The 23,631-nt window shown below is 69.9% G+C and carries 18 protein-coding genes; 10 read left to right on the forward strand and 8 right to left on the reverse strand.

All coding sequences use genetic code 11. From position 1 onward, the window contains the following. Positions 1 to 146: 146 nt before the first annotated feature. The 3 genes from ABTW65_RS24420 to ABTW65_RS24430 all read right to left on the reverse strand — a co-directional run bounded on the left by ABTW65_RS24420 (position 147) and on the right by ABTW65_RS24430 (position 3,604). On the reverse strand, positions 147 to 1,346 hold the full coding sequence (locus ABTW65_RS24420; RefSeq protein ID WP_350664984.1) for an MBL fold metallo-hydrolase: 1,200 nt from the start codon (positions 1,344 to 1,346) through the stop codon (positions 147 to 149). Positions 1,347 to 1,364: 18 nt separating this feature from the next. Then, a complete protein-coding gene (locus ABTW65_RS24425; RefSeq protein WP_350664986.1) occupies positions 1,365 to 2,555 on the reverse strand; it encodes an MFS transporter in 1,191 nt (396 codons plus the stop codon). Positions 2,556 to 2,677: 122 nt separating this feature from the next. Beyond that, on the reverse strand, positions 2,678 to 3,604 hold the full coding sequence (locus tag ABTW65_RS24430; protein WP_350664988.1) for a LysR family transcriptional regulator: 927 nt from the start codon (positions 3,602 to 3,604) through the stop codon (positions 2,678 to 2,680). 117 nt (positions 3,605 to 3,721) lie between these two features. Between ABTW65_RS24430 and ABTW65_RS24435 the strand changes: the two genes are divergently transcribed. Genes ABTW65_RS24435 through ABTW65_RS24455 form a run of 5 tightly spaced genes read left to right on the forward strand, consistent with a single transcriptional unit; the run spans position 3,722 to position 9,030 of the window. Further along, positions 3,722 to 4,849: an FAD-dependent monooxygenase gene (locus tag ABTW65_RS24435; protein WP_350664990.1), complete on the forward strand. Its 1,128-nt coding sequence runs from the start codon at positions 3,722 to 3,724 to the stop codon at positions 4,847 to 4,849. Positions 4,850 to 4,875: 26 nt separating this feature from the next. Next, positions 4,876 to 5,853 carry a VOC family protein gene (locus ABTW65_RS24440; RefSeq protein WP_350664993.1) on the forward strand — a complete coding sequence of 326 codons (978 nt, stop codon included), beginning with the start codon at positions 4,876 to 4,878 and terminating at the stop codon, positions 5,851 to 5,853. A 25-nt stretch (positions 5,854 to 5,878) separates the two neighbouring features. Next, on the forward strand, positions 5,879 to 6,850 hold the full coding sequence (locus ABTW65_RS24445; RefSeq protein WP_350664995.1) for a fumarylacetoacetate hydrolase family protein: 972 nt from the start codon (positions 5,879 to 5,881) through the stop codon (positions 6,848 to 6,850). Between the two features lie 24 nt (positions 6,851 to 6,874). Beyond that, positions 6,875 to 8,047, forward strand: a complete 1,173-nt coding sequence (locus ABTW65_RS24450; RefSeq protein ID WP_350664997.1) for an alpha/beta hydrolase family protein — start codon at positions 6,875 to 6,877, stop codon at positions 8,045 to 8,047. Next, positions 8,044 to 9,030, forward strand: coding sequence for a cyclase family protein (locus ABTW65_RS24455; RefSeq protein WP_350664999.1), 987 nt, complete (start codon positions 8,044 to 8,046; stop codon positions 9,028 to 9,030). The genes ABTW65_RS24450 and ABTW65_RS24455 overlap by 4 nt, the downstream gene beginning before the upstream one ends. 105 nt (positions 9,031 to 9,135) lie before the next feature. Here the strand turns inward: ABTW65_RS24455 and ABTW65_RS24460 are convergent, their stop codons facing one another. Continuing rightward, complete coding sequence (locus ABTW65_RS24460; RefSeq protein WP_350665001.1) at positions 9,136 to 11,616, reverse strand: DNA gyrase/topoisomerase IV subunit A; 2,481 nt, start codon at positions 11,614 to 11,616, stop codon at positions 9,136 to 9,138. Positions 11,617 to 11,793: 177 nt separating this feature from the next. Between ABTW65_RS24460 and ABTW65_RS24465 the strand changes: the two genes are divergently transcribed. Beyond that, the gene (locus ABTW65_RS24465; RefSeq protein WP_160024211.1) at positions 11,794 to 12,021 is read left to right on the forward strand and encodes a type II toxin-antitoxin system VapB family antitoxin; all 228 of its coding nucleotides are present in this window, start codon (positions 11,794 to 11,796) and stop codon (positions 12,019 to 12,021) included. Positions 12,022 to 12,070: 49 nt separating this feature from the next. Further along, a complete protein-coding gene (locus ABTW65_RS24470; RefSeq protein ID WP_350665005.1) occupies positions 12,071 to 14,773 on the forward strand; it encodes a bifunctional acetate--CoA ligase family protein/GNAT family N-acetyltransferase in 2,703 nt (900 codons plus the stop codon). Positions 14,774 to 14,797: 24 nt separating this feature from the next. On the opposite strand, the gene ABTW65_RS24475 is transcribed toward ABTW65_RS24470, so the two are convergent. Genes ABTW65_RS24475 through ABTW65_RS24485 form a run of 3 tightly spaced genes read right to left on the reverse strand, consistent with a single transcriptional unit; the run spans position 14,798 to position 19,284 of the window. Then, positions 14,798 to 15,265 carry a DUF4913 domain-containing protein gene (locus tag ABTW65_RS24475; protein ID WP_350665007.1) on the reverse strand — a complete coding sequence of 156 codons (468 nt, stop codon included), beginning with the start codon at positions 15,263 to 15,265 and terminating at the stop codon, positions 14,798 to 14,800. Between the two features lie 13 nt (positions 15,266 to 15,278). Further along, positions 15,279 to 18,905 (reverse strand): trypsin-like serine protease, encoded by a 3,627-nt coding sequence (locus ABTW65_RS24480; RefSeq protein WP_350665009.1) that lies wholly within the window; start codon positions 18,903 to 18,905, stop codon positions 15,279 to 15,281. A gap of 7 nt (positions 18,906 to 18,912) precedes the next feature. After that, a complete protein-coding gene (locus tag ABTW65_RS24485; RefSeq protein ID WP_350665011.1) occupies positions 18,913 to 19,284 on the reverse strand; it encodes a trypco2 family protein in 372 nt (123 codons plus the stop codon). Positions 19,285 to 19,419: 135 nt separating this feature from the next. Here ABTW65_RS24485 and ABTW65_RS24490 point away from each other — a divergent pair, with 135 nt between their 5' ends. From ABTW65_RS24490 to ABTW65_RS24500, 3 genes are read left to right on the forward strand one after another with little or no spacing between them, the layout of a single operon-like run. After that, positions 19,420 to 20,004, forward strand: a complete 585-nt coding sequence (locus ABTW65_RS24490) for a DUF5998 family protein (protein WP_141804060.1) — start codon at positions 19,420 to 19,422, stop codon at positions 20,002 to 20,004. A 7-nt stretch (positions 20,005 to 20,011) separates the two neighbouring features. Next, positions 20,012 to 21,166 carry an alkaline phosphatase family protein gene (locus tag ABTW65_RS24495; RefSeq protein ID WP_350665013.1) on the forward strand — a complete coding sequence of 385 codons (1,155 nt, stop codon included), beginning with the start codon at positions 20,012 to 20,014 and terminating at the stop codon, positions 21,164 to 21,166. Between the two features lie 18 nt (positions 21,167 to 21,184). Then, positions 21,185 to 21,829 carry a thymidine kinase gene (locus ABTW65_RS24500; protein WP_350665016.1) on the forward strand — a complete coding sequence of 215 codons (645 nt, stop codon included), beginning with the start codon at positions 21,185 to 21,187 and terminating at the stop codon, positions 21,827 to 21,829. Here the strand turns inward: ABTW65_RS24500 and ABTW65_RS24505 are convergent. Beyond that, complete coding sequence (locus ABTW65_RS24505; protein ID WP_350665018.1) at positions 21,826 to 23,508, reverse strand: alkaline phosphatase D family protein; 1,683 nt, start codon at positions 23,506 to 23,508, stop codon at positions 21,826 to 21,828. The two genes, ABTW65_RS24500 and ABTW65_RS24505, sit on opposite strands and share 4 nt — an antisense overlap. Positions 23,509 to 23,631 lie beyond the last annotated feature (123 nt).

A 23,631-nucleotide genomic window follows, 5' to 3' on the forward strand; every position in this document is an offset into this window, starting at 1 on the left:
CGGGCATCACCTGACGATGCCGCGGTCAGGGCGGACGGTCCGCCCGACGACCGTGACGACGACTGATGTGACGGCAGTTCTCATGACCGGCTCCCTCCTGGCAACGGAGTGACCCGGTACCCGGGGGAAGCCGGTTCATAACCTCCTCAGCTGTTCCAGCGTGCGCGGCCGACAGGGATCACCATCAGGTCCTCGCCGACGACGAGGTCTCCCGAGAAGCCTCGCTGGGCCTTGCGCCAGCGGGCCGAGGGGTTGTTGCCGGGCACCAGATGGGAGAGGGCGAGGGTGCCGACGCCGGCGGGTTCGGCGACGTCGCGGCCGACCTGCTCGATGGTGGTGTGTGACTCGAGCAGGTGCTTGCGGACCGGGTCTGCGGTCTCGGGCGGCAGGGAGGCGGTGAGCCGCTCGACGAACTCGGGGTCGATCACCTCGTGGACCAGGACGTCCGCGCCGTGCGCGAGGTCGATGAGGTTCTGGCTCACGCAGGTGTCGCCGGAGACCACGACCGAACCGTCCGGGGTGTCGAAGCGGTAGCCGTACGCCGGAGCGGTGGGCCGGTGGTCGACCAGTGTTGCCGTCACGGTGACCTCGCCGTCCTTCCAGACCTGGATCGGGGCGTCGAGCCGCGGCGGGACGCCTTCAGGATCGATCGCCCACACGGCCGAGTGGTCGATGTCGTGGACCTCGAAGAGCGTGTCCGGGTCGGGGAAGTTGCTGTCCCGTAGCCGGTCGTTGAAGTCCTGGGCGAACGCGTTGCGCAGATGACCGGTCATCGAGGAGATGCCGGGCATCGGCTCGTCCGGGTTGACCAGGGCGGGCGCCGGCCGGGTGGGTGGGAAGACCCGGGTGAGGGTGTCCCGGGGAGCCGGGCCGAACACCTGGACCGGTCCGCCGGAGCGCCCGACAATGTTCATCGACCCGATCGCGTACGTCGTGGGCCAGTCGACCGTGTGGTCGCTGTGCAGGTGGGTGAAGAAGATGCCGCGCATCCAGGAGAGCGCGGAACCCAGGCCGGTGTCCGGAGCCAGGCCGCTCTGCTGCAGGCGGCCGAAGGCACCGACCCCGAGGTCGACGACGTACACCTTGTCCTCGAAGGCGATCGCGGTCGACACCCCGTGCCGGCCGCCGTCGAGCACGGCCGGACCGCCCGATGTGCCGAGCAGTACGACGCGGGTCCGCGCCTTCGATCGGCGCCCGGTCGAGGCCGCAGGTGCGGCGGCCGCCGCCGGCGTACCCATGGTTGTCGCGGTCACCGCGCCGACGGCTCCGAGGCCGACCATCGACAGCAGCCGGCGCCGGTCGGTCGAGGGGATCGAGGCGACGGCCTCGTTGAGGACATGACACATGTGGATCTACTCCCGGGATCAGGCGGTGAGGGCGACGTCGCGAGTGAGGACGCGACGGGTGAGGAGGGCGAGGAGGAGGGCGACGGCGCCGACGAGGACGACGGCGGCACCGAGGCCGCCGAGGGCACCGGTGAAGGCGACGATCAGGAGTGGGCAGACGAACTCGCCGAGGAACAGGGCGGCGGTCCACAGGCCGGTGCCGCGACCGCGCTGCTCGAAGGTGAGGCCGGACACGGCCCAGACGAGCAGGGTGGGCAGCATCAGGCCGGTGCCGGCCGAGGCGATGACCGCACCGAGCACGATGACCGGCACCAGCGAGGTGGCACCGAGCACGACCAGGCCGGTTCCGGCCAGCCCGAAGGCGATCGGCAGCAGCGTGGCGGTGCCGCGGCCGGAGACCCGGCCGAAGGCGTACGCACCACCGGCTGTGGCGAGGGAGGCGAGCGCCGCGAACGCGCCGATGGCGGGGACGGCGGTGATCCCAGCCGCGTCGAGCACGTAGGGGAGCTCCACGATCGGGGTGTAGAAGACGATGCCGCCGACGACGGTGACCGCGCACGGGAGCGCGAGAGCGCGGGTGGGCAGCGGCGGGAGCGGGGCGTGCTCCTCGGTGGAGGTGGATTCGCCGGCGGGCTGCCAGATGAGCGCCGCGGCGAGGACGAGGAAGACCAGGCTGGAGGCGTAGAGCCAGAACGGGTTGCGCCAGTCCTGGGCACCCAGCGCCCCGCCGAGGGCGAAGAACACCGTGGCCGACAGCGACGCGAACACGGTCTGCATGCCCAGCCAGCGGTCGCGCTCGGTGCCGCTGAAGTAGTCGGAGATCAGCGTCGTGCAGCAGGTCATGATCGCCGCTTCGGCGACGCCGACCCCCGCCCGGCTGAGGACGATCGCGCCCAGCCCGTCCAGCCACAGCGGCGCGGTGCCGAAGACGGCGTAGACCGCCAGGCCGGTGAGCAGCAGCCGCTTGCGCCCGAACCTGTCCACGATGCTGCCCGCGAACGGCGCCAGCAGCGCGATCATCAGCGCCGGGACGGTGAGCGACAGCGGCACCAGCGCGGTCGCGGCGCCGCTGTGGCCGAAATGGTCCTGCATCCGGGGTAGTACGGGGGCGAGCAGCACCGCGCCGAGGATCGGCAGGCAGCTCATGAACATCAGCAGGATGCCCTGCGGGCGTCCGGCTCGCCGGACGGGCGTGATGGTGTCGGACATGGGGTCTCCATGGATCAGGCCGAGATGGTGTGACAGCAGTCACAGCATCGTGGGAGATCCAGGAGGTATTGCGGAAGCCAAACCTGCTTCTGCCGGGTATCAGCCTCGTCGATACCTGAAGGTCACTCCGACTGCTCCAGTCGCGCGGCGGCGAGCGTCATCATCCGGCGCAGCCAGCCGTGCGCCGGATCTGCGCGATGGGCGGGGTGCCACCAGAACGCCTCCTTCAGCGGGACCACGTCCCAGGGGCAGTCGAGGATGCGTACGCTGGCGGCACCCGCCAGCCGGGTGGCGAGCTGGCGCTGCAGCAGCGCGACGCGCGGGGTCCCGGCGACCAGGAACGGCACCGGGAGGAAGCTCTCGGTCACCACGTGGACGTCCGGCTCGACCCCGATCATGCTGAGCTGGCGTACGGCCGGGGTGAAGGCGGTCGGGGCGTGATGGGTGACCACCCAGGGCATCTCGGCGAGTTGCTCCATGGTGATCGCCTCGCCGACGACCTCGTTGTCGGCGGACACGACCAGCACCCAGCCGTCGGTGTGGAGCTCGACCGCGGGCTGGTCCTGGAGGAAGCCGTGGGGGAGGACCATACCGTCCACGTGCCGCAGCGACTCCGGCGCTTGGTCGACGTCGCCGTGGGTCTGCAGCTGGAACCGGAGGCGTACGCCGGGGGCCTCGCGGGCCAGCTCGGTCGCGAGGTGATCGCCGAGCACGGTCGTCGAGTAGTCGGAGGCGACCACGGTGAACTCGCGGGTCGAGGTCGCCGGGTCGAAGCCCGGCTCGGCCTCGAAGACTCGGCGTACGCCGACCAGGGCTGTCGTGGTGGTCCCGCGCAGCTGGGTGGCCAGGGGAGTGAGGTCGTAGCGGTTGCCGGTGCGGACGAGGAGCTCGTCGCCGAAGTGACGCCTCAGGCGCCGCAGTGCCGCCGAGACCGCCGGCTGGCTCAGCCCGAGGCGCTCCGCCGCACGGGTCACGTTGCGCTCCTCGAGCAGCGCGTCCAGGGAGAGCAGCAGGTTGAGATCGAGATTGCGGAGCGGATCGGTCGCCATGGTCCGACTATAAACGCGATGTATAGGCGGGATAGGAAATCTGCTCTTCCCGAATAGTTGCGCGCGGTTCAGAGTGGTGCTCGTCACTCCACCATCTCGCACATCCAGGGAGCTCTCATGCCCGCCATCAGCTCGGTTCTCGTCATCGGTGCCGGAACCGCCGGGACGGCGACCGCGATCCTGCTCGCCGAGCGGGGCGTCTCGGTCGACCTCGTCGAGGCCAAGCCGGACGTCTCCGCCCTCGGCTCCGGGATCACCCTCCAGGGCAACGCGCTGCGGGTGCTGCGCGACCTCGGCGTGTGGGAGCAGGTGAGGGCGGAGGGCTACGGGTACGACACCCTCGGGCTGCGCGCGCCCGACCCGGCCGGCACGCTGCTGGTCGAGCTCGAGGACCATCGCACCGGCGGCCCGGACCTGCCCGCGACGGTGGGGATGTACCGCCCCGCCCTGGCCCGGACCCTGCTCGAGCGAGCCAGGGCCGCCGGCGCCAAGGTGCGCTTCGGGGCCACCGCGACCGGGCTCTCCCAGGACGACGCCGGCGTCGACGTCACGTTCGCGGACGGGTCGCACGGGCGCTACGACGTCGTCGTCGGCGCCGACGGGGTGCGTTCGTGGACGCGCCGGGCGATCGGCATCGACGTCGAGCCCGAGCCGGTCGGGATGGGGATCTGGCGTGCCTTCACCGAGCGGCCCGCCTCGGTCACGCGCACCGACCTGATCCACGGCGGGCCGTCCTACATCGCCGGCTACTGCCCGACCTCGGAGGAGAGCCTCTACGCCTACATCGTCGAGCCCGCCCAGGACCGCAGCGGGCTCGGTCCCGAGGAGGGGCTGGCGGTGATGCGCGAGCTCGCGAGCGCCTATCACGGGCCCTGGGACGAGATCGTCGGATCGCTGACCGACCCCACGAGGGTCAACCACACCCACTTCGAGAGCCACGTCGTCGACGGCCCCTGGAACCGCGGCCGGGTCGTGATCATCGGCGACGCCGCCCACAGCTGCCCGCCGACCCTCGCCCAGGGCGCCGCCCAGGCGCTCGAGGACGCCGCCGTGCTCGCCGAGCTGCTGACCGGCCACGACGACCTGGCCACCGTCTGGCCCGCGCTCACCGAGCGCCGGCTGCCCCGTGCGCGGGCCGTCGTCGAGGCCTCGCTCCAGCTCTGCACCTGGCTGAAGGCGCACGAGCGCGGTGACGTACCCGGCCTGATGGCCCGCGTCGCCGCCCTCGTCACCCAGCCCGCCTGACCACCCCATCTCACGAGGAGAACACCGTGACCGAGCCCGCCATCGACCCAGTCATCGAGACCCCGCCCGCCGAGCGGCTGATCACCCACCTGCGCCACGTCGACCTGGCCGTACCCGACTACGAGCGGCAGCTGGAGTTCTACACGAACACCTGGAAGCTCAAGGCCGAGACGACCGACTCCGGGCTGGCGTTCCTCGCCGCGGAGGGCTCCCCGGAGCACTACTCCGTCCGCCTGCGCCGCGCCGACGACAAGCGCCTGGACCTGATCGCGTTCGGTGCGGCCAGCCCGGCCGACGTCGACGCGATGGCCGAGCGGCTCGGCCGCGCCGGGGTGAAGCTCGTCAGTGAGCCGGGCCCGGTCCTGACGCCGGGCGGCGGCTACGGCTTCCGCTTCTTCGACAACGACGGGCGTACGGTCGAGGTCTCGTGCGACGTGGCCGTGCGGCAGCACCGCAAGATCGAGGAGGGCGAGTCGGTCCCGGTCAAGCTCTCCCACGTCGTCATCAACTCGCCCAACCCCGAGCAGACCGTGGCGTTCTACCAGCGCCACCTCGGCTTCGCGCTCTCCGACACCCTGATGCACCCGCGGCTGGGCTCGATGATGTGGTTCCTGCGTACGAACCGCTTCCACCACAGCCTCGCGATCGCCCGCGGGCCGCACGTCGCGCTGCACCACGCCTCCTTCGAGATGCGCGGGCTGGACGAGTACATGCGCGGCACCGGGCGGCTGCTGCGGGCCGGCGTGGAGAAGATCTGGGGGCCGGGGCGGCACCTGGCCGGCAACAACACCTTCAGCTACTTCCTGGACCCGCACGGCAACACCGTCGAGTACACCACCGAGCTCGAGGAGCTTGCCGAGGACAACTGGCACCCGCATCTGTACGACTTCAGCGACCCGGACGTCTCCGACCAGTGGGGAACCGCCAACCCGATGGACGAGCTGGTCGCCGGCAAGTCCTTCAACGACCCGGACAAGGGCGTCTTCGTCGCCCCGCCGGTCTGAGCTGCGTTCGAATGAGGAGACTCCGATGAAGCTGGCGACCTTCCGCGATCCTGACCTCGACGTGCCGCGCGTCGGCCTGGTCACCGAGGCCGGATTGCACCCGTTCGCCGTCCGGCACTCGATGCGTACGCTCATCGCCGGCGGCCGCGACGTGCTCGACCGTGCCGCCGACCATGCCCGGGCAGCGGAGGCCATCGACCTCGCCGAGGTCGAGCTGCTGGCACCGCTGGAGCCGGCCTCGGTGCGCGACTTCGTCGCCTTCGAGGAGCACGTCGAGGGCGTACGCCGCTCGGTCGACGGCGTCAGCGGCGTCCCCGACGCCTGGTACGACGCCCCGGCCTTCTACTTCACCAACCCGCACGCGATCCTCGGGCCGGGCGCGGAGGTCCCGTTCCCGGCGGCCTGCGAGGCCCGCGACTTCGAGCTGGAGGTGGCCGCCGTCGTCGGGGCCGAGGGCCGGTCGGTCCCGCCGGAGGAGGCCGGGGCGTACGTCTTCGGCTACACGATCTTCAACGACTGGTCCGCCCGTGACCTGCAGGGCCGTGAGATGCAGGTCGGGCTCGGTCCGGCCAAGGGCAAGGACTTCGCGACCACGCTCGGGCCGTGGATCGTGACGGCCGACGAGCTGGAGCCCTACCGGGACGAGGACGGCTTCCTCGACCTGCTGTGCACGGTGTCGGTCAACGGTGTCGAGGTCGGCCGCGACCGCCTCTCGAACGTCGGCTGGACCTTCGAGACGATGATCGCGTACGCCTCCCGCGACTCCCGCGTCGTAGCTGGCGACGTCCTCGGCTCGGGCACCGTCGGCAACGGCGGGTGCCTGGCCGAGCTCTGGGGCCGTCATGGCTCGCAGGAGCCGAAGCCGCTGCAGCCCGGTGACGTCGTCACTCTCGAGGTCGAGGGGGTCGGCACCCTCACCAACACGGTCGCCGTCGCCCCGCCCGCCCCCGAGCTGCCGCCGGTGCGCCGCCGCGAGCCCGCCGCCCGGCTGCGCTGATATCCACCAAGAAGAGGACAAAAGATGTACGAGTACTTTCCCGGCAACTACGTGTGGAACCTGGGCGTGGTCGCCACGCTCAACTCCGGCGGCCTGATCGACGAGGTCGACCGTGCCTGCCGGCCGCTGAAGGAGCTCGCCGCGCAGGGCTCCGACGTCGGCACCGCCGAGTTCATGGCCGCCTGGCGCGGCGTCGCCGACCAGCTCGAGGAGCAGGCCGGCGAGGCCGAGAAGGCCGGCCACCGGCGTACGGCCGGGCAGAAGCTCTTCCGCGCCTCCGTCTACGTCTCCCAGGCCGAGCGGATGCAGAGCGCCAAGGACCCGGGTCGCAACGCCGAGTACCAGCGCAGCGTCGACCTGCTGGTCCGCTCTTTCGAGCTCCTCGACCAGCCGACCACCAAGGTCGCCATCCCGTACGTCGAGAACGGCCGCGAGACCACCCTGCCCGCCTACTTCCACCCGGCCGGTCGCGACGGTGAGGCGACGCCGGTCATGATCGTGTGGAACGGGCTGGACTCGACCAAGGAGATGATGGTCGGCGCCGGTGTCCACACCGAGCTCGCCGCCCGCGGCATCTCGACGCTGATGGTCGACTGCGGCGGCGCCGGCGAGGCGCTGCGTCTCGGCGGCCTCACCGCGCGCGTCGACACCGAGGCCTGGGCCGCGGCCTGCGTCGACTGGCTCGAGACGCGCTCGGATGTCCGTGCGGACCGGATCGGGCTCGTGGGCTGGTCGCTGGGCGGCTACTACGCGCCTCGCGCCGCGGCGTACGAGAAGAGGCTCGCGCTGTGCGTGGCCTGGGGCGCCAACCACGACTGGGGCGCCGTGCAGAAGCGACGCCTCGACCGTGAGGGCGAGAACCCGGTGCCGCACTACTGGGACCACGTGCTGTGGGTGTGGGGGCAGCCCGACATCGACACGTTCATCGACTTCGCCGAGGACGTGAACCTCGACGGCGTGGTCGAGGAGATCACCGTGCCGTTCCTCATCGCCCACGGTGAGAACGACCGCCAGATCCCGCTCTCGTACGCGCATCGTTCCTACGACCAGGCGGTCAACAGCCCCAAGCGCGAGCTGCGGATCTTCACGCCGGAGGAGGGCGCCACCGAGCACATCGGCCTGGATCACTTCCCGCACGTCATCGGCTTCATCGCCGACTGGGTCGCCGACACCTTCGCCGAGCTGGACGCGTCGTGACCTCCCTGGATCGGAGCGATCCCGAAGGCGAGATCGCGAAGACGGTCGCACGCGTCTCCAACTGGGGGCGCTGGGGCGAGGACGACGTCCGCGGGACGATGAACTTCCTCACCGACGCCAAGCGGCTCGAGGCTGCGGGGCTGGTTCAGACCGGCCGCTCCTACTCGCTCTCGCTGCCCTTCGACATGGATGGGCCGCAGAACGGTTGGCGGCGGCGTACGAACCCTGTGCACACCATGCTCGACACCGGCACCGACGCGGTCACCGGCATCCAGGGGTTCCCGCACGGGATCGGCGGCGCGGACGACGTCATCGCGATGCCGCTGCAGTGCTCGACCCAGTGGGACGGGCTCGGCCACATCTTCGACCACGGGCGCGCCTGGAACGGCCGCCCGGCCGAATCCGTGGTCACCTCGCTGGGCGACGGCGTCACCGGGATCGAGACGGTCGCCGACGTGGTCTGCGGTCGTGGGGTGCTGCTCGACGTCGGCCGCGCGGTCGGGACCGACGGAGAGCTCCCCGACGGCTTCGCCATCACCGAGGAGCACCTGGAGCAGACGATCGCCGCCCAGGGCGAGAGCGCGGCCGTGGGCCGCGGCGACATCGTCCTCGTACGCACCGGGCAGCTCTCCCGCGCCCGCCGGGGCGTCGCCGCAGGCGAGGGCTGGGGCGGCTACGCCGGGGGACCGGCCCCCGGCCTCTCCTTCACCAGCGCCGACTGGCTACACCGCACCGAGATCGCCGCCATCGCCACCGACACCTGGGGCTTCGAGGTGCGGCCCAACGAGTTCGACGACGCCTTCCAGCCCCTGCACCAGGTCGCGATCCCACACCTCGGTCTCTTCCTGGGCGAGATGTGGGACCTGGACGGCCTCGCCTCCGCGTGCGCGGAGGACGGCCGCTACGACTTCCTGCTCACCGCGGCACCGCTGCGGGTCACCGGAGCCGTCGGCGCGCCGGTGAACCCCATCGCGCTGCGCTGAGGGGGCCGACGCTCACCGAGGTACCTCGGTGAGCAGTCGCTTCCCTCGCGGAACTCCACGAGGGAAGCGAGCGTCTACCGAGTTACCTCGGTGAGCATCCAACCCCTACCCGGCAGCAACCGGGAACGTGTGAGCCACCGGCCCGGAGACTGCGTCGATGGGCTGCTCGAGCGGGATCCCGGAGCCGTCGCGGCGCGGGTCGATCTCGGGAAGGTCGATGGGCGCCCCGGAGGCCGCAGCGGCCATCGCGGGAGCGGCGCCGACCCAGGCGAAGACGATCGAGTCCTCGCCCTTGAGGTAGCGGTGCGCGCGTACGCCGCCGGTGGCTCGGCCCTTGGCCGGGTACTCGCTGAACGGCGTGGTCTTCACCGATCCGGTCTCGGTCCCGGGCAGGGCGCTCGACGAGCCGGCCACGGTCACGACCGCGGCACCTTCGGGGGCGTCGGAGGAGACGATGCCGAAGAAGACGACCTTGGACCCGTGGGCCATCCGGACGCCGGCCATCCCGCCCGCGCTGCGGCCCTGGGGGCGGACGACGTCCGCCGGGAAGTGGAGGAGCTGGGCGTCGGAGGTGACGAAGACCAGCGACTCGGTGCCGGTGCGCAGCTGGGCGGCGCCGACCACCTCGTCGCCGTCGGCGAGCTTGATGACCTCCCACTCGTCCTTGTTGAGCAGCACCTCGGGGTTGACCCGCTTGACGACACCGAGCTTGGTGCCGAGCGCGATGCCGGGCCCGTCGGTGGCCAGCGTCGTCAGCGCGAGCGCACGCTCGTCGGACTCCAGCGAGAGCAGCGCGGACAGCGGCAGGCCGCCGGAGAGGTTCGGGTCACCGTGGGTCGGCGGCATCGCCGGCAGGTCGAGCACCCCGAGACGTACGAGACGGCCGCGGGAGGTGAGCACGCCGATCTGACCGCGCGCGGTCGCCGGGACCACCGAGACGATCACGTCGTGGTTGGCGCGCCCCGAGCCCGTCGAGAACGGCTCGGCGTCGGAGGACCGGGCCAGCAGTCCGGTCGAGGAGAGCAGCGCGAAGCACGGGTCGTCGGCGACCTCGAGGCTCATCGCCTCGAGCGCCGGGGTGCCGGCGGAGGCGAGCAGCACGGTGCGTCGCGGCGTGCCGAACGTCTTGGAGACCTCGCCGAGCTCGTCGGAGACGACCTTCCGCAGCATCTCGTCGTCGCCGAGGATCGAGTCGAGGTACTCGATCGTCGAGCGCAGCTCGTCGCGCTCCTTCTCCAGCTCGATCTTGGAGAACTTCGTCAGCCGGCGCAGCGCCATGTCGAGGATGTACTCCGCCTGCGGCTGGCTCAGGTCGAAGACCGACATCAGCCGCTCCTTCGCCTCGCCGGCGTTGTCGGAGGCGCGGATCAGCTGGATGACCTCGTCGATGTCGAGGATCGCGATCAGCAGCCCGTCGACCAGGTGGAGCCGGTCGGCGGCCCGGTCGCGGCGGAACTGCGAACGGCGGCGTACGACGTCGTAGCGGTGTCCCAGGAAGACCTCGAGCAGCTCCTTGAGGCCGAGCGTGCGCGGCTGCCCGTCGACGAGCGCGACGTTGTTGATCCCGAAGGAATCCTCCAGCGGCGTCATCTTGTAGAGCTGCTCGAGGACGGCCTCGGGCACGAACCCGTTCTTGACCTCGATCACCAGCCGGGTGCCGTGCTCGCGGTCGGTGAGGTCCTTGAGATCGGCGATGCCCTGGATCTTCTTGGACTGCACCAAGACCTTGACGCGCTCGATGATCTTCTCGGTGCCGATGTTGAACGGCAGCTCGGTGATCACGATGCCCTTGCGGCGCCCGAACGGCTCGATCCGCGTGGTGGCGCGGATCTTGAAGGAGCCGCGGCCGGTCTCGTACGCATCCCGGATCCCGTCCAGGCCGACGATGGTGCCGCCGGTGGGGAGGTCGGGGCCGGGAATGAACTTCATCAGCGTGTCGAGCTCGGCGCCGGGGTGCTTGATCAGGTGGCGCGCGGCGGCGATGACCTCGATCAGGTTGTGCGGGGCCATGTTGGTCGCCATGCCCACCGCGATGCCGGTGGCGCCGTTGACCAGCAGGTTCGGGATCGCGGCGGGGAGCACGCTCGGCTCCATCTCCCGCGAGTCGTAGTTGGGCCGGAAGTCGACCGTGTCTTCCTTGATGTCATCGGTCATCGCCTGCGCGGCCGGGCCCATCCGGGCCTCGGTGTAACGCATCGCGGCAGCCGGGTCGTCACCGCCGGGGGAGCCGAAGTTGCCGTGCCCGTCGATCATCGGCAGCCGCATCGCCCACGGCTGCGCCATCCGGACCAGGGCGTCGTAGATCGCACCGTCGCCGTGCGGGTGCAGCTTGCCCATCACCTCACCGACGATGCGGGCACACTTCACGTGGCCACGGTCTGGACGTACGCCCATGTCGTTCATCGTGTAGAGGATCCGGCGCTGCACGGGCTTGAGACCGTCGCGGGCGTCGGGCAGTGCCCGGGAGTAGATGACGGAGTAGGAGTACTCCAGGAATGAGGACCGCATCTCGTCCCCGATGTCGGTGTCGAGGATGTGCTCCTCGAAGTCGTCGGGTACGTCCTGCTTGGTCTTGCCGCGTGCCATAAGGGGCATTGTCTCGAATCCCTGTGCGAGTGCGACATCGGGCTCGCCGACTGCGCCAACTTCCTGGATGAGATCCGAGCAAGGTTGGTCTTCCGTACGCCGCACAGCCGCGTACATTGGCTGTAGAGATCAATCCGTCCGGAGTCACCGGTTCAACGCACATGGAGGTGCTTGAAGATGGCTGTCACCCAGATCGAGCTCGACACCGAGCTGCTCGAGGAGATCCAGCGGATCTCCGGCGCGACCACGCCCCAGGAGGCGGTGGAGTTCGCCGTGCGCGAACTCGTCATCCGCAACCATGAGGGCGACGCTCCCAAGCACGCCCAGAAGCTGGCGCGGAACTGGGACTATGACGGCTGGCGGGTGCTCAACGAGCGCGACCGCGCGAACGTCGTACGTCACTGACACCGGCTGCTGCGCGCGAGACCCTGGCCCCTGACGCTAGATTTCTCTCGTGACCGCGCAGCAGACCCCGCCGTACCCCTCCCACTGGGAGGCGGACGTGCTGCTGCGCGACGGGCGGACAGCCCACATCCGGCCGATCCGGTCGGCGGACAAGGACCTGCTGGTCGACTTCTACGACCACCGGGTCAGCGACGAGTCGAAGTACTACCGCTTCTTCTCGCCGATGCCGCACCTGTCCGCACGCGATGTAGCGCGCTTCACCGAGGTCGACCACAAGGACCGGGTGGCGTTCATCCTGACCCTGCGGGGGCGGATGATCGCTGTCGGGCGCTACGACGTGGTCAAGCCCGGCGAGGCCGAGGTCGCCTTCCTTGTCGAGGACGACTACCAGGGCCGGGGGATCGCGCAGATCCTGCTCGAGCACCTCGCCCAGGCCGGGCGTGAGCGCGGGGTCACCAAGTTCACCGCCGACGTGCTCCCCGACAACGCGCGGATGATCCAGACCTTCCGCGACGCCGGCTACAAGGTGGCCAGCGTCTACGAGGACGGGGTCATCTCGCTGCAGTTCGGGATCGACGTCACCGACACCGCGGTCGGCCGGCTCGCCCTGCGCGAGCACGAGGCCGAGTCCGCCTCGATCCACCGCTTCTTCAACCCGCGCTCGGTCGCGGTCATCGGCGCCAGCCGGCGGCAGGAGACCGTCGGCCAGGCGCTGGTCCGCAACCTGGTGATCGGTGACTTCACCGGCCGGGTCTACATGGTCAACCCCAGCTCCACCGCGGTCAGCGGGATGCCGGCCTACAAGAGCGTCCAGGACATCCCCGACGACGTCGACGTGGCGATCGTCGCGGTGCCTGCCGACGCCGTCCAGGACGTCGTGCTCGACTGTGCCGCCAAGGGCGTACACGGGCTCGTGGTGATTTCCAGCGGCTTCGCCGAGACTGGCGAGGAGGGCCGCCAGCGGCAGCGGCGGCTGGTCAACCTGTCCCGCTCCTACGGGCTGCGGCTGATCGGGCCCAACGCGCTCGGCGTCATCAACACCGACCCGCAGGTCAAGATCAACGCCAGCCTCGCCCCGACGATGCCGCCGCGCGGCCGCGCGGGCTTCTTCTGTCAGTCCGGCGCGCTCGGCTCCGCGATCCTGGAGAAGGTCAACAACCGTGGTCTGGGCCTGTCGACCTTCGTCAGCGCCGGAAACCGCGCCGACGTCTCCGGCAACGACCTCCTGCAGTACTGGGAGGAGGACGTCTCGACCGAGGTCGTGATGATGTACCTCGAGTCGATCGGTAACCCGCGAAAGTTCTCCCGCATCGCCCGCCGCGTCTCCCTGCGCAAGCCGATCGTCGCGGTCCGCTCGGGCCGCACCACCCAGGGTGTGCCGATGGGTCACGCGGTCCGCAAGATCAGTGCCCCGCCGGCGGCCGTCGACGCGATGTTCCGCCAGGCCGGGATCATCCAGGTCGACACCCTCGACGAGATGTTCGACGTCGCCCAGCTCCTCGCCCACCAGCCGCTCCCGCGCGGCCGGCGGGTGGCCATCGTCGGCAACTCCGACGCGCTGGGCCTGCTGGCCGCCGACGCCGCCGTCTCGGCGGGCCTGCAGGTCAACAAGCAGGTCCCGCTCCCGACCGAGCCGAGCGCCGAGGACTTCGAGGACGCGCTCGACGCGGCCATCGACGACCCCGAGGTCGATGCGGTGATCTCGGTCTACATCCCGCCGCTCAACGTTTCCGGCGAGGAGATCGCCAACGTGCTCGCCGCGGTGGGGGAGCAGTCCGACAAGCCGCTGGTCACCAGCTTCCTGGGCGCCGAGGGTGTCCCCGAGCTGCTCCGTGTCCCCGACGTCGCCGGCTCGACCGCCGGTCGCGGCTCGGTGCCGTCCTACTCCTCGGTGGAGTCGGCCGTACGCGCCCTGGCCAAGGTCGTGGAGTACGCCGTGTGGCTGCGCTCCGCCGACGGCGAGACTCCGTGGCTCAGCACCGACGAGTGCGACCCGCGCACGGCCCGCAAGATCGTCACCGACGTGCTCGCCGCGCGCCCGGCCGGGGGCGACCTGAGCCGCGAGGATCTGGGCATGGTCCTGGCCGCCTACGGGATCAAGCTGTGGAACACCCACAGCGTCAGCACCCTCGAGGAGGCGATCTCCGCCGCGGAGGACCTCGGCTGGGGTGTCGTCCTCAAGGCGACCGTCGAGAGCGTCCGGGAGCGGCCCGACCAGGCCCATGTCGTACGCAACATCGACGACGTCGACGAGATGACCGAGGCCTGGGAGCTGATCACCAGCCGGATCCCGCCCGAGACCGGCGGGTTCACCGTGCAGCGCACCGCGCCCCCGGGCGTCCCGGTCGCGATCCGGTCGATGGAGGACCCGCTGTTCGGTCCCGTGGTCTCCTTCGGCATCGCCGGCCCGATCACCGAGCTGGTGGCCGACAAGGCCTACCGGATCCCGCCGCTGTCCGAGCGTGACGCCGCCTCGATGGTGCGCGAGATCAAGGCCGCGCCGATGCTCTTCGGCTACCGCGGCGGCGACATGGTCGACGTCGACGAGATCGAGCGGCTCGTCCTCAGGGTCGCCCAGCTGCAGAACGACCTGCCCCAGATCTCCTCCCTCGACCTCTCCCTGGTCCTCGTCGGGCTCGAGGGATCCGCGGTCCTCACCGCCGGCGCCAGGGTCGACCTGGTCGCCGATCCGCGCTCGGACTGGTTCGTACGCCGCCTCAACCCGGCGGTGGGCGACACCCTCCCGGGGTGAGCCGGCGCCGAGCACGCCCGAGACTCAGTCGTCGGGGAGGCCCAGCGGCGTTCCTGAGAACCATTCGCCTCGGGCATCGGTGAACAGACCGGGCGGGGCATCCACGTGGGGCAGCGGAGCCAGAGTGTCGCCGTGTACCCAGTTCGTGCATCGGGCGAAGGGGCCGGCGACAGGATCCATCAGTACGCGCATGTTCGGGTCGACATGGTGCAGCCACCAGTTCGAGATGCCGGTCGCAGGGTCGAGCCGCAGGTTCTCCCACGCCCGCCAGATCGCGTCCAGGCGCGAGAGGGCCTCGGCATGGCGGTACCACTCCGGGCACCACACGAGCCCCGACTCCGGGGACCGCGCGAACAGATGGACCAACCTGTCTTTGACGAACTCCTCGACATTTCCGTAGTACAGGTCGGGCGACTTCTCCTTCTGTATCTCGTCCTCGATGATCTCGTCGAGCAACTTGTCCAGGCGGTCTTCGGATGGACCTTCGGGCATGTCATCAACTCCTCTAGGTGCTGTTCGTCGTGGCTGGATCATGAGCGCCGAACCGGGCCAGGACGTGGGCGTGCGAACGCGCCGTGCGGCTCAGGCTGCTGACGTAGGTCGCGGGACTCGCCTGTGCCAGCCTTCGATGAATCTCGAACGCCTTCGTCGAGTAGGTCAGGGCGCGCTGCGGCGGGCGGTAGGCGTAGCGGTTGCTCACAACCAGCATCCGAGCCAGCTTTCGCAGGATGACGACGCAGTCGTACGAGGTCTGACCGGCCAGCATCCGGAGATACAGCCGCTCGCCTCGGCGGGCGGCGCGGCGTGCCATATCCGGCATCCCGGCTAGGGCGAGGGACTCGGCGAGTCTCACGTGTGCATCGCACATCGACCACTCACTGGCTTGCGCACCGTCGAACCTCGAGCGCAGATGGATCTCGTGTCCGGACACAGCCGCCGCGGCACGGAATCGCCCTGTCTTCAACAGTGTTCGGCCGAGCGAGGCGCACGCGTCTGCGAGCGCGACTGTCTCCCTCACGTCGATCTCTGTCACGCGTCGACGGATCTGGCGCGCTTCCCGAAGGAGCGGAACGGCCAGTTCCGCGGTGGACGAGTAGCGGGAGTAGCTGGCCGCCAGCGCCTCGAGGCCGCTTGCGAGCCAGCGCGTCCAGTCGCTGTCATGCTCGGCGGCGTACCGGTAGCTCGGGAGAGCCTGACGTCGCATGATGCGCTCCGCTATCTCGCGGTCGAGGCGGGCATAGGCGTTCGCGGCGTCGTGGAGAGCAGCTGCATAGTGGCCGTGGAACGCCTGTGGGTTGCGGTCCGCGAGATCCTTGTAGACATATGCCGCCTCGGTGCTGACGAGGAGAGACTCCCGGTTCTCGTTCACCGCGCCGAGCCGGATGCCGAGGGTACTCAGCCCATCTGCCAGCTCGGGGAGCATCCGTTCAGACCTGCGGACCAGGTCGCGATGGATCGCGACCTCCTGTCGGGCCGCGATCAGCGCCTCGTCGTGCTGTCCGAGGGCAGCGTGGGCGTCACCGAGGTTGCGAAGGTTCTCTGTGAGCGAGTACGCGTACCTGGCGGAGTGCTCCTCCCTGAGGCGCTGGTAGGAGCTGACGGCGCTCTGCGCGCCGGCAAGCGCCTTCTCGCGCCACGTGCGGGCGGCTGTCGCGTCGCCGGCCTGTTCCTCGATGTCCCCGAGCGTGCTCATCACCCAGTAGATAGAGGGGTCGCTGGCATGGGCCTTCAGAAACCAGTCGCGCTGCTCAGTCAGCGATCCACGGCGGGCGGCGATCTGGCCCAGGTTGGTCATCATCCGGGGCGCGGTGGGATCGGCCTCGAACGCCTTCCGGTGCCAGTCGTCTGCCGTCTGCTGGTCGCCATCGGAGCGTGCGCAGGCACCCAGATTGTTCATCGGCATAGCCGCGGAGCCATCGGCGCGATGAGCCCGCTCGTACCACTCACGCTGCTTCTCGACACGGCCGTCCTTGAAGGCGAGGAACCCTAGTGCGTTCATCGCCGGTGCGTACGTCCGATCGAGGTCTTGAGCCTGGAGATAGAACTGTTCGGCAGCGTCGCGGTCGCCGTCGTCGAACTTCAGGTGGCCGAGCGTGAGAAGTGCCGCGGCGTCCCGACCCCGGGCGCTGCGTCCGATGTCTTCGGAGTGTTGGAAGTCGCGCTGTCGGTACGCCGCGCGCGCGAGCTGACCGAGCATCGCGGGAGGAGCGTCGTCAGCCCACTTGGCGAGCGCCAGCCACGCGTTGTCGGAGAGCTCAGCCGGGGGATCGTCGGGCCCGTCTCGCAACAGGAAGTGGGACACGACGTAGCCCTCGATCTCGCTCTCGTCGGCGAACGGGTCTACGGGGGCGACCGCTTGCATCGGGGTGGTGCCGCTGCCCCTGACGGGCCGGCATGCCCATTCGACCGCCTTGGTGAACCAGTCGGGGCTGGAGAGGATTTCCGCACGCTCGGAATCTGTCATGTACGTGCGCGCAACCGCCTTCAGCACCGGCCCTGGCACGGGCACGAGGTTGGGGTGCAGATAGCGCTGGATCTTCGCGCAGGCGCGCAGGACCGCTTGGCCCGGGTTGTTGGTGGCCAAGGTCAGCCGCTCACGGATCGCCGGAGCTCCGGCCAGGCTCTGCGCGAGAGAACGACCGTCTTCGGTGACAGCGGACGCGAGACGCGGATCGCGAGCTGCAAGGGAGGTGGCCCGGCCGAACTCCTCCTCGGAGAGCTCCAGACTGATGTCGATGGGCTCGAGGGGAACCCGGTCGGGAGGTGCCCACTTGAGCAGCAGGCGCGCGTCTTGGCCGCCGTAGTCGCGTCCGCCGCCGTCGCGACCGTCCGGAGAGGAGGACGAGGTGAGGTCCGCGTAGGTGTTGGGCCAGATCGTGCCGAGGATGACCACCGGGTTCTCGCGGTCGTCGAGCAGGTCCCGGAACACTTGATACGGCACCTTGTCCGAGCCGAGGAAGCCTGCGATCTCGTCCAGCCAGACCACCGTCCTACCCCGGTCGGTCCCTCGAGCCCACTCCCGGAACTCCGCCGAAGGGTGGTCGCCGACGGGAGCGAACAGCCTCCACGTGGGTAGCACCTGGCGGACGGCTTCGTAGAGGCATCGGGACTTGCCCGAGCCCGGCTCGCCGCGGAGGAGCACGATGCCGCCACCCGAGTCCGCGGAGGCCTGGATGGCGTGGCGGACCCGCTGGTCCTGGTCGCGTTCGACGTACAGCGGGAAGGCGGGAGACAAGTCCGGGTCAGCGCTGTCGGGCAGCTCCTCCGGGAGCCTGGTCGACTCCTTGATGCCGAGCTCCTCGCGTGGCAGCCCGTCCTCGACCAGATGCAGGGACCTCGGCGCGAGGAGCCTGGGCCGTTCGCCCTGTCTCGTCGGGCGGACGAGCTTGAGGTGTTCTTCCGAGGAGATGCCCAGGCGTTGGGCGATCTCCCGCGCGCGTTGCCCGGTGGAACGGGCGAGCCTGGAGATGGGAATGACCTTGACCGGGTTGTTTCCCCGGTGGGGGTGGTGCTCGACGACGTGGCCGAGCACGTCTCCGTCGTAGAACACCAGGGAGCCCGACAGGCCGCCCCACGGAGAACTGTCGGCCGGTCCCGGGACCCTGACGGCACCGATCTCGGCGTCACGCAGGATCAGGTGCTCCTGCGCATCGTTCGCGCCCTCCGCGAGCCTGATCGTGCCGGAGAGCGATGCGGTGGACAGCTCCTGCGTCGGGTCGAGCGCATAGCGGGGATAGCCGACCGCCTCGCAGTCTCGCAACGAGCCCGCGCCGCTCCGGTCGCATCTTGCGAACGTCGGCAGCTTCCAGCCGGCGTCATGCCAGGGAGGATCGGCGAGCGTGAGAAGCGCGATGTCCAGACCCCAGCCGGCCCCGTTCCGCTTTCTGCTCCCGATGATGTGCGAGACCGAGCTCTGTTCCCACGTGCCGTCCGGGCTCTTCCGCCGGACGGTGACGCGAGGGTCGGGCGTCTCATCGGGGTGGGCCGGGTCATCGACCGTGCAGTGCCACGCCGTCAGGACCTCGTTCGGAGAGACGAGATAGCCGGTGCCCCACTTCTCCCGGGTCTCGGAGACGTGGACGACGACGGCAACGACTCGATCGTTCGCAGGACCGGTCGGCTGGGTCGTCATCTGACGGCTATTCGTCTTCTTCGACCGTGTCGACGATGGGAATGGTGCGCTCGGTCCCGGGTGTGTGGTCGTCGCGGGACGGAGACGTCTCTCCGGAGATCACGATCCCACCTGCGGTCGTCTCCTTCGACGCAGCGGCACCCGAGAGCGGCTTCAGCGACAGCCTGATGGTCTGCGTACGCTCCGTGCCCACCGATCCACCGGCCTCGAGGATCTTCCAGCCGACCTTGCCGTTGGCGTCTTTGGTCATGGCGACACTGAGCTCCAGGTCGACCGTCCCCAGCTCGAACCGCAGCTCACCCTCGCGGCCGCTCGCTTGGGCGTCGGAAAGCTCCTGTCTCAACGTCTCGATCGCCTGACTGAGCCCGATCCCGTCCATGGCTTCCCTCCGCCGGTGTCTGGTGCGTTGCAAGGATTTACACCATCAGAACAGGAAAGTCGACGGCAATGCTCCAGGCGTACTCCGGCGCCGCCAGTAGCCCGTGCTACACGCGAGCGTGACAGACTGGCACCCATGAGCACCCGCACCGATGATCTCGACCGCGCCGACGACCTGCGCGCCGAGATCGACCGCACCGGCTACTACCCCGAGGTGGTGGCCGACTGCGTCGCCTCCGCAGTGGCGGGGGAGAAGGTGTCCTCCTTCTTCCTGCACCACGAGCCGACGTTCGACCGTGACGAGGTGCGCCGTCACCTCTCCGTGCTGGTGCTGACCCCGACTCGGCTGATCCTGGCCCACACCGACGAGCACGCCGGCGACGACCTGCTGCCCGAGCCCTACACCTCGACCTCGACCGAGGCCGTACGCATCGACTCGGTCAACTCCGTGGTCGTGACCCGGATGATCACCAACCCGACCAAGGGATCCAGCAAGCCTGCCGAGGTGGTCATGACCATCGGCTGGGGCGGCGTCAACCGCGTCGACCTCGAGCCCGCGGGCTGCTCCGACCCCAACTGCGACGCCGACCACGGTTACACCGGGGTGCTCACCCCCGACGACTTCTCGCTGCGCGTCTCGGCCGCCGCCGACGGTCACGACTCGGTCGACCGCCTGCTCTCCTTCGCGGAATCGCTCTCGGCTCGCACCCACAACCGGTGAGGGGCTGGTGACCGGGTTCGTCGCCCCCGCCTACGGGGAGCGCTCACTGGGTGATGTCCTGCCGGCGGTCGCCGCCGCCATGGGCATCCCGTTGGGCACCTCCGAGGCTGGACAGAATGGCCTCGGGCTCCGCTTCGGCCAATCCGGTCTCGAGCTGCCCTCGGCCGCTGCGTACGTCGTCTTCCTGGTCGACGGGATGGGGACCAACCTGCTGCGCCGCTATGCGCACGCCGCGCCGTTCCTGGCCTCGTTGAGCGAGGACCAGGAGGCCGGGACGGCCGGGGTGCCGTCGACGACGGCGACCAGCCTCACCTCGTTCGGCACCGGGCTGACGCCCGGCGGGCACGGGCTGGTCGGCTACACCTCCCGGATCCCCGGCACCGAGCACCTGCTCAACGCGCTGCAGTGGCGCAAGGACGTCGACCCGGTCGAGTGGCAGCCCAACCAGACCGTCTTCCAGCGGCTGGGCGAGGCCGGGGTGCCGGTCACGGTGATCAACAAGCGCGTCTTCGGTGGCTCGGGGCTGACCATCGCCGCCCACCGGGGCGCGGAGTTCGTCGGCGCCGACCGAGTCGGCGAGCGGATCGCCTCGGCGGTCGCGCTCTCGCGGGTGCCGGGTTCGCTGACCTACCTCTACGACGGCGACCTGGACTGGACCGGCCACAAGTACGGCGTCGCCTCCTCGCCCTGGCTGCAGCAGCTTTCGATGATCGACGCCGAGGCCGAGCAGCTCCGCGATGCCCTGGACCCGTCCGTACGTCTCCTGGTGCTCGCCGACCACGGCATGATCGACTCGCCGGCCAGCTCCCGCACCGACATCGACGACTTCCCCGAGCTCCGCCACGGGGTCGCCTTGGTCGGTGGCGAGGCCCGCTTCCGGCATCTCTACTGCTCGCGCGGCGCCGTCGACGACGTGGTCGCGACCTGGTCGGAGACGCTGGGCGACAAGGCCGACGTGATGACCCGGGAGACCGCGATCCGGCGTGGCTGGTTCGGGCCGGTCACCCCGTCGGTGCTGCCGCGGCTCGGCGACGTCATCGTCGCCTCCCACGGCGAGCACGCGGTCGTCTCGACGAGCCTGTTCCAGTACGAGACGACCTTGGTCGGGTTGCACGGATCACTGACCCCTGACGAGATGCTGATCCCCCTCCTCGTATCCTGAACCACTAGTGTTCTCCGAGTGGCTGAGCTGACCTTCTGGACCGGGACGATGGACGCGGGGAAGTCGACCCTCGCGCTGCAGACCAACCACAATCACGCGGCTCGCGGCAGAGTGGGGCTGATCTTCACCGCCCACGACCGCTCCGGCGAGGCGGTGGTCACCTCGCGGCTGGGTCTGACCCACGACGCGATCGAGGTCACCGACGACTTCGACTTCTGGCGCCACGCCGTCGATTCGCTGACCCACGGCGCCCGGATCGACTACATGATCTGTGACGAGGCGCAGTTCTACACGCCTCAGCAGATCGAGGCGCTCGCCAAGATCACCGACGAGCTGCAGATCGACGTCTTCTGCTTCGGCATCCTCACCGACTTCCGCACCCGGCTCTTCCCCGGCGCCGCTCGTCTGGTCGAGCTCGCCGACCGTACGGAGGTGCTGCAGGTCGAGGCGCTGTGCTGGTGCGGCAAGCGTGCCACCCACAACGCCCGCGTCGAGGACGGCGTCATGGTCACCGAGGGCGATCAGGTCGTCGTCGGCGACACCGACGAGGCACCCAGTGCGGTCTCCTACGAGGTCCTCTGCCGCCAGCATCACCGCCGCCGCCTGACCGCGGCCCGGGCCCAGTCGGTCTCCCTGGTGCCCGAGCCGCTGCCGTTCGGCTAGCGGTTGAGCGTCGGCATGGGCACGTCGGCGTACCTCGTTCCGACGGGGGTGCTCTTGGTGTCGAGCTGGACGCCGGGGCGGCCGTTCTCGACGACGTACGTCGCGCGGGTGGAGACCGGGGCGCCGGGGCGCTGGACGTACGGGACCACCCGGAAGTCGCTGGAGAACTCCTCGGGCGTGACCTTGACGCGTACGTAGCCGCGCTGGCTGTTGAAGAACTTCAGGTGGTCGTTGGCCCGCAGCAGGGTCTCGCCGCCGGTGGTCATGTCGGCGCCGTCGCCGCCGCTGGCGATGGAGGTGCCGACGAACTCGCTGGCGACGACGGCCGACTCGGGGTCGTCGTAGTCGGCCAGCAGGTTGCTGGCGTAGTTGTGGTGCCGGTCGCCGGTGATTACGACGAGGTTGTCGATCCCGCTGGTCCGAGCGCCCTCGAGGAGCCGGTTGCGGTTGGCGATGTAGCCGTCCCACGGGTCCATGTAGAGGGTCTTGGCCTCGGTCTCGTCGAGGTCGGTCTCGGCCATCGGCGCCTGGTTGGCGAGCACCTGCCAGCGGGCGGTCGACTGACGCCAGTTGCGCTGCAGCCACGCCTCCTGCTCGAAGCCCATCATCGAGCGCGACGGGTCGTAGATGTCGGGCGTCAGCTCCGGGCTCGCGGGATCGGAGCCGTCGGCGTACGCCTGGTCGTCGCGGTACTGCCGGGTGTCGAGCACGTTGAAGTCGACCAGGTCGCCGTAGCGCAGGCTCCGGTAGATCTGCATGTCCGGACCGTCCGGCAGCGAGCTGGCACGGAACGGCAGGTGCTCGTAGTAGGCCTGGAAGGCAGCCGTACGCCGCGGCATCCACAGCTCGCCCTGCGACTGGCTCCGCTCCTCGGGGGTCTCGTCGGCCCAGTTGTTCTCGACCTCGTGGTCGTCGGGTGCGACCACGAACGCGTGGGACTGGTGGGCGGCCATCAGGTCCGGGTCGGACTTGTAGAGGCCGTACTGCAGTCGGTAGCGCGCCAGGTCGAGCGTCTCGCCGCCGACGGCGGGGGAGACCGGGGTGTTGCGCCAGTTGTTCTCGGGAGTGACGCCGGACTCGTACATGTAGTCGCCCAGGTGGAAGACGACGTCGACGTCCTCGTCGGCCAGGTGCCGGTAGGCGGTGTAGAAGCCGTGGCTGTAGAGCGCGCAGGAGGCGAAGGCGAAGCTCATCTGCGAGAGCGAGGAGCCGTACGCAGGGGCGGTCCGGGTGTGGCCGGTCTGGCTGACCTCACCGGCGGCCAGGAAGCGGTACCAGTAGTCGCGGCCCGGGCGCAGGCCCCAGACCTCGGGGTGGACGGAGTGGCCGAAGTTCGGGGTGGCGGTGACGGTGCCGGACTTCACGACCTTGCGGAAGAGCGGGTCCTCCGCGACCTGCCAGCGGACCTTGACCGGCTCCTGCGGCATGCCGCCGAGACCGTCGGCGGCCAGCGGTTCGGGGGCGAGGCGGGTCCAGAGGACGACGGAGTTGGGGAGCGGGTCGCCGGAGGCGACGCCCATGGTGAACGGGTAGCCGGAGAGCGACGTGGCGCCCTTGACGGAGACCGCGTCTGCGGGGATCGAGCCGGTGCCGAGCAGCATGGCTGCGGAAGCGGCGAAGCCGGTCGTGGCGGTGCTGGAGAGGAGGGAGCGTCGGCTCAGCGAGTCGGGCAGGAGCATCGGGGGGCCTCCGAGAAAGGTGGAAGTGCTTGCCTCCACTCACTTCATCGGGGGCGCATGAACTGCGCCCGACCCGCTGCCGACTCTGTCGGGTCGGGTCGCCGACGTAACACGGACCGGCCG

Source organism: Nocardioides sp. NPDC127503 (genome assembly GCF_040302165.1).
Taxonomy (GTDB): Bacteria; Actinomycetota; Actinomycetes; order Propionibacteriales; family Nocardioidaceae; genus Nocardioides.

Bases quoted from the DNA above. Each gene is read 5' to 3' on its own strand.
- ABTW65_RS24420 (WP_350664984.1), bottom strand. From the start codon at position 1,346: ATGTGTCATGTCCTCAACGAGGCCGTCGCCTCGATCCCCTCGACCGAC.
- ABTW65_RS24425 (WP_350664986.1), bottom strand. From the start codon at position 2,555: ATGTCCGACACCATCACGCCCGTCCGGCGAGCCGGACGCCCGCAGGGC.
- ABTW65_RS24430 (WP_350664988.1), bottom strand. From the start codon at position 3,604: ATGGCGACCGATCCGCTCCGCAATCTCGATCTCAACCTGCTGCTCTCC.
- ABTW65_RS24435 (WP_350664990.1), top strand. From the start codon at position 3,722: ATGCCCGCCATCAGCTCGGTTCTCGTCATCGGTGCCGGAACCGCCGGG.
- ABTW65_RS24445 (WP_350664995.1), top strand. From the start codon at position 5,879: ATGAAGCTGGCGACCTTCCGCGATCCTGACCTCGACGTGCCGCGCGTC.
- ABTW65_RS24450 (WP_350664997.1), top strand. From the start codon at position 6,875: ATGTACGAGTACTTTCCCGGCAACTACGTGTGGAACCTGGGCGTGGTC.
- ABTW65_RS24460 (WP_350665001.1), bottom strand. From the start codon at position 11,616: ATGGCACGCGGCAAGACCAAGCAGGACGTACCCGACGACTTCGAGGAG.
- ABTW65_RS24465 (WP_160024211.1), top strand. From the start codon at position 11,794: ATGGCTGTCACCCAGATCGAGCTCGACACCGAGCTGCTCGAGGAGATC.
- ABTW65_RS24475 (WP_350665007.1), bottom strand. From the start codon at position 15,265: ATGCCCGAAGGTCCATCCGAAGACCGCCTGGACAAGTTGCTCGACGAG.
- ABTW65_RS24480 (WP_350665009.1), bottom strand. From the start codon at position 18,905: ATGACGACCCAGCCGACCGGTCCTGCGAACGATCGAGTCGTTGCCGTC.
- ABTW65_RS24485 (WP_350665011.1), bottom strand. From the start codon at position 19,284: ATGGACGGGATCGGGCTCAGTCAGGCGATCGAGACGTTGAGACAGGAG.
- ABTW65_RS24490 (WP_141804060.1), top strand. From the start codon at position 19,420: ATGAGCACCCGCACCGATGATCTCGACCGCGCCGACGACCTGCGCGCC.
- ABTW65_RS24505 (WP_350665018.1), bottom strand. From the start codon at position 23,508: ATGCTCCTGCCCGACTCGCTGAGCCGACGCTCCCTCCTCTCCAGCACC.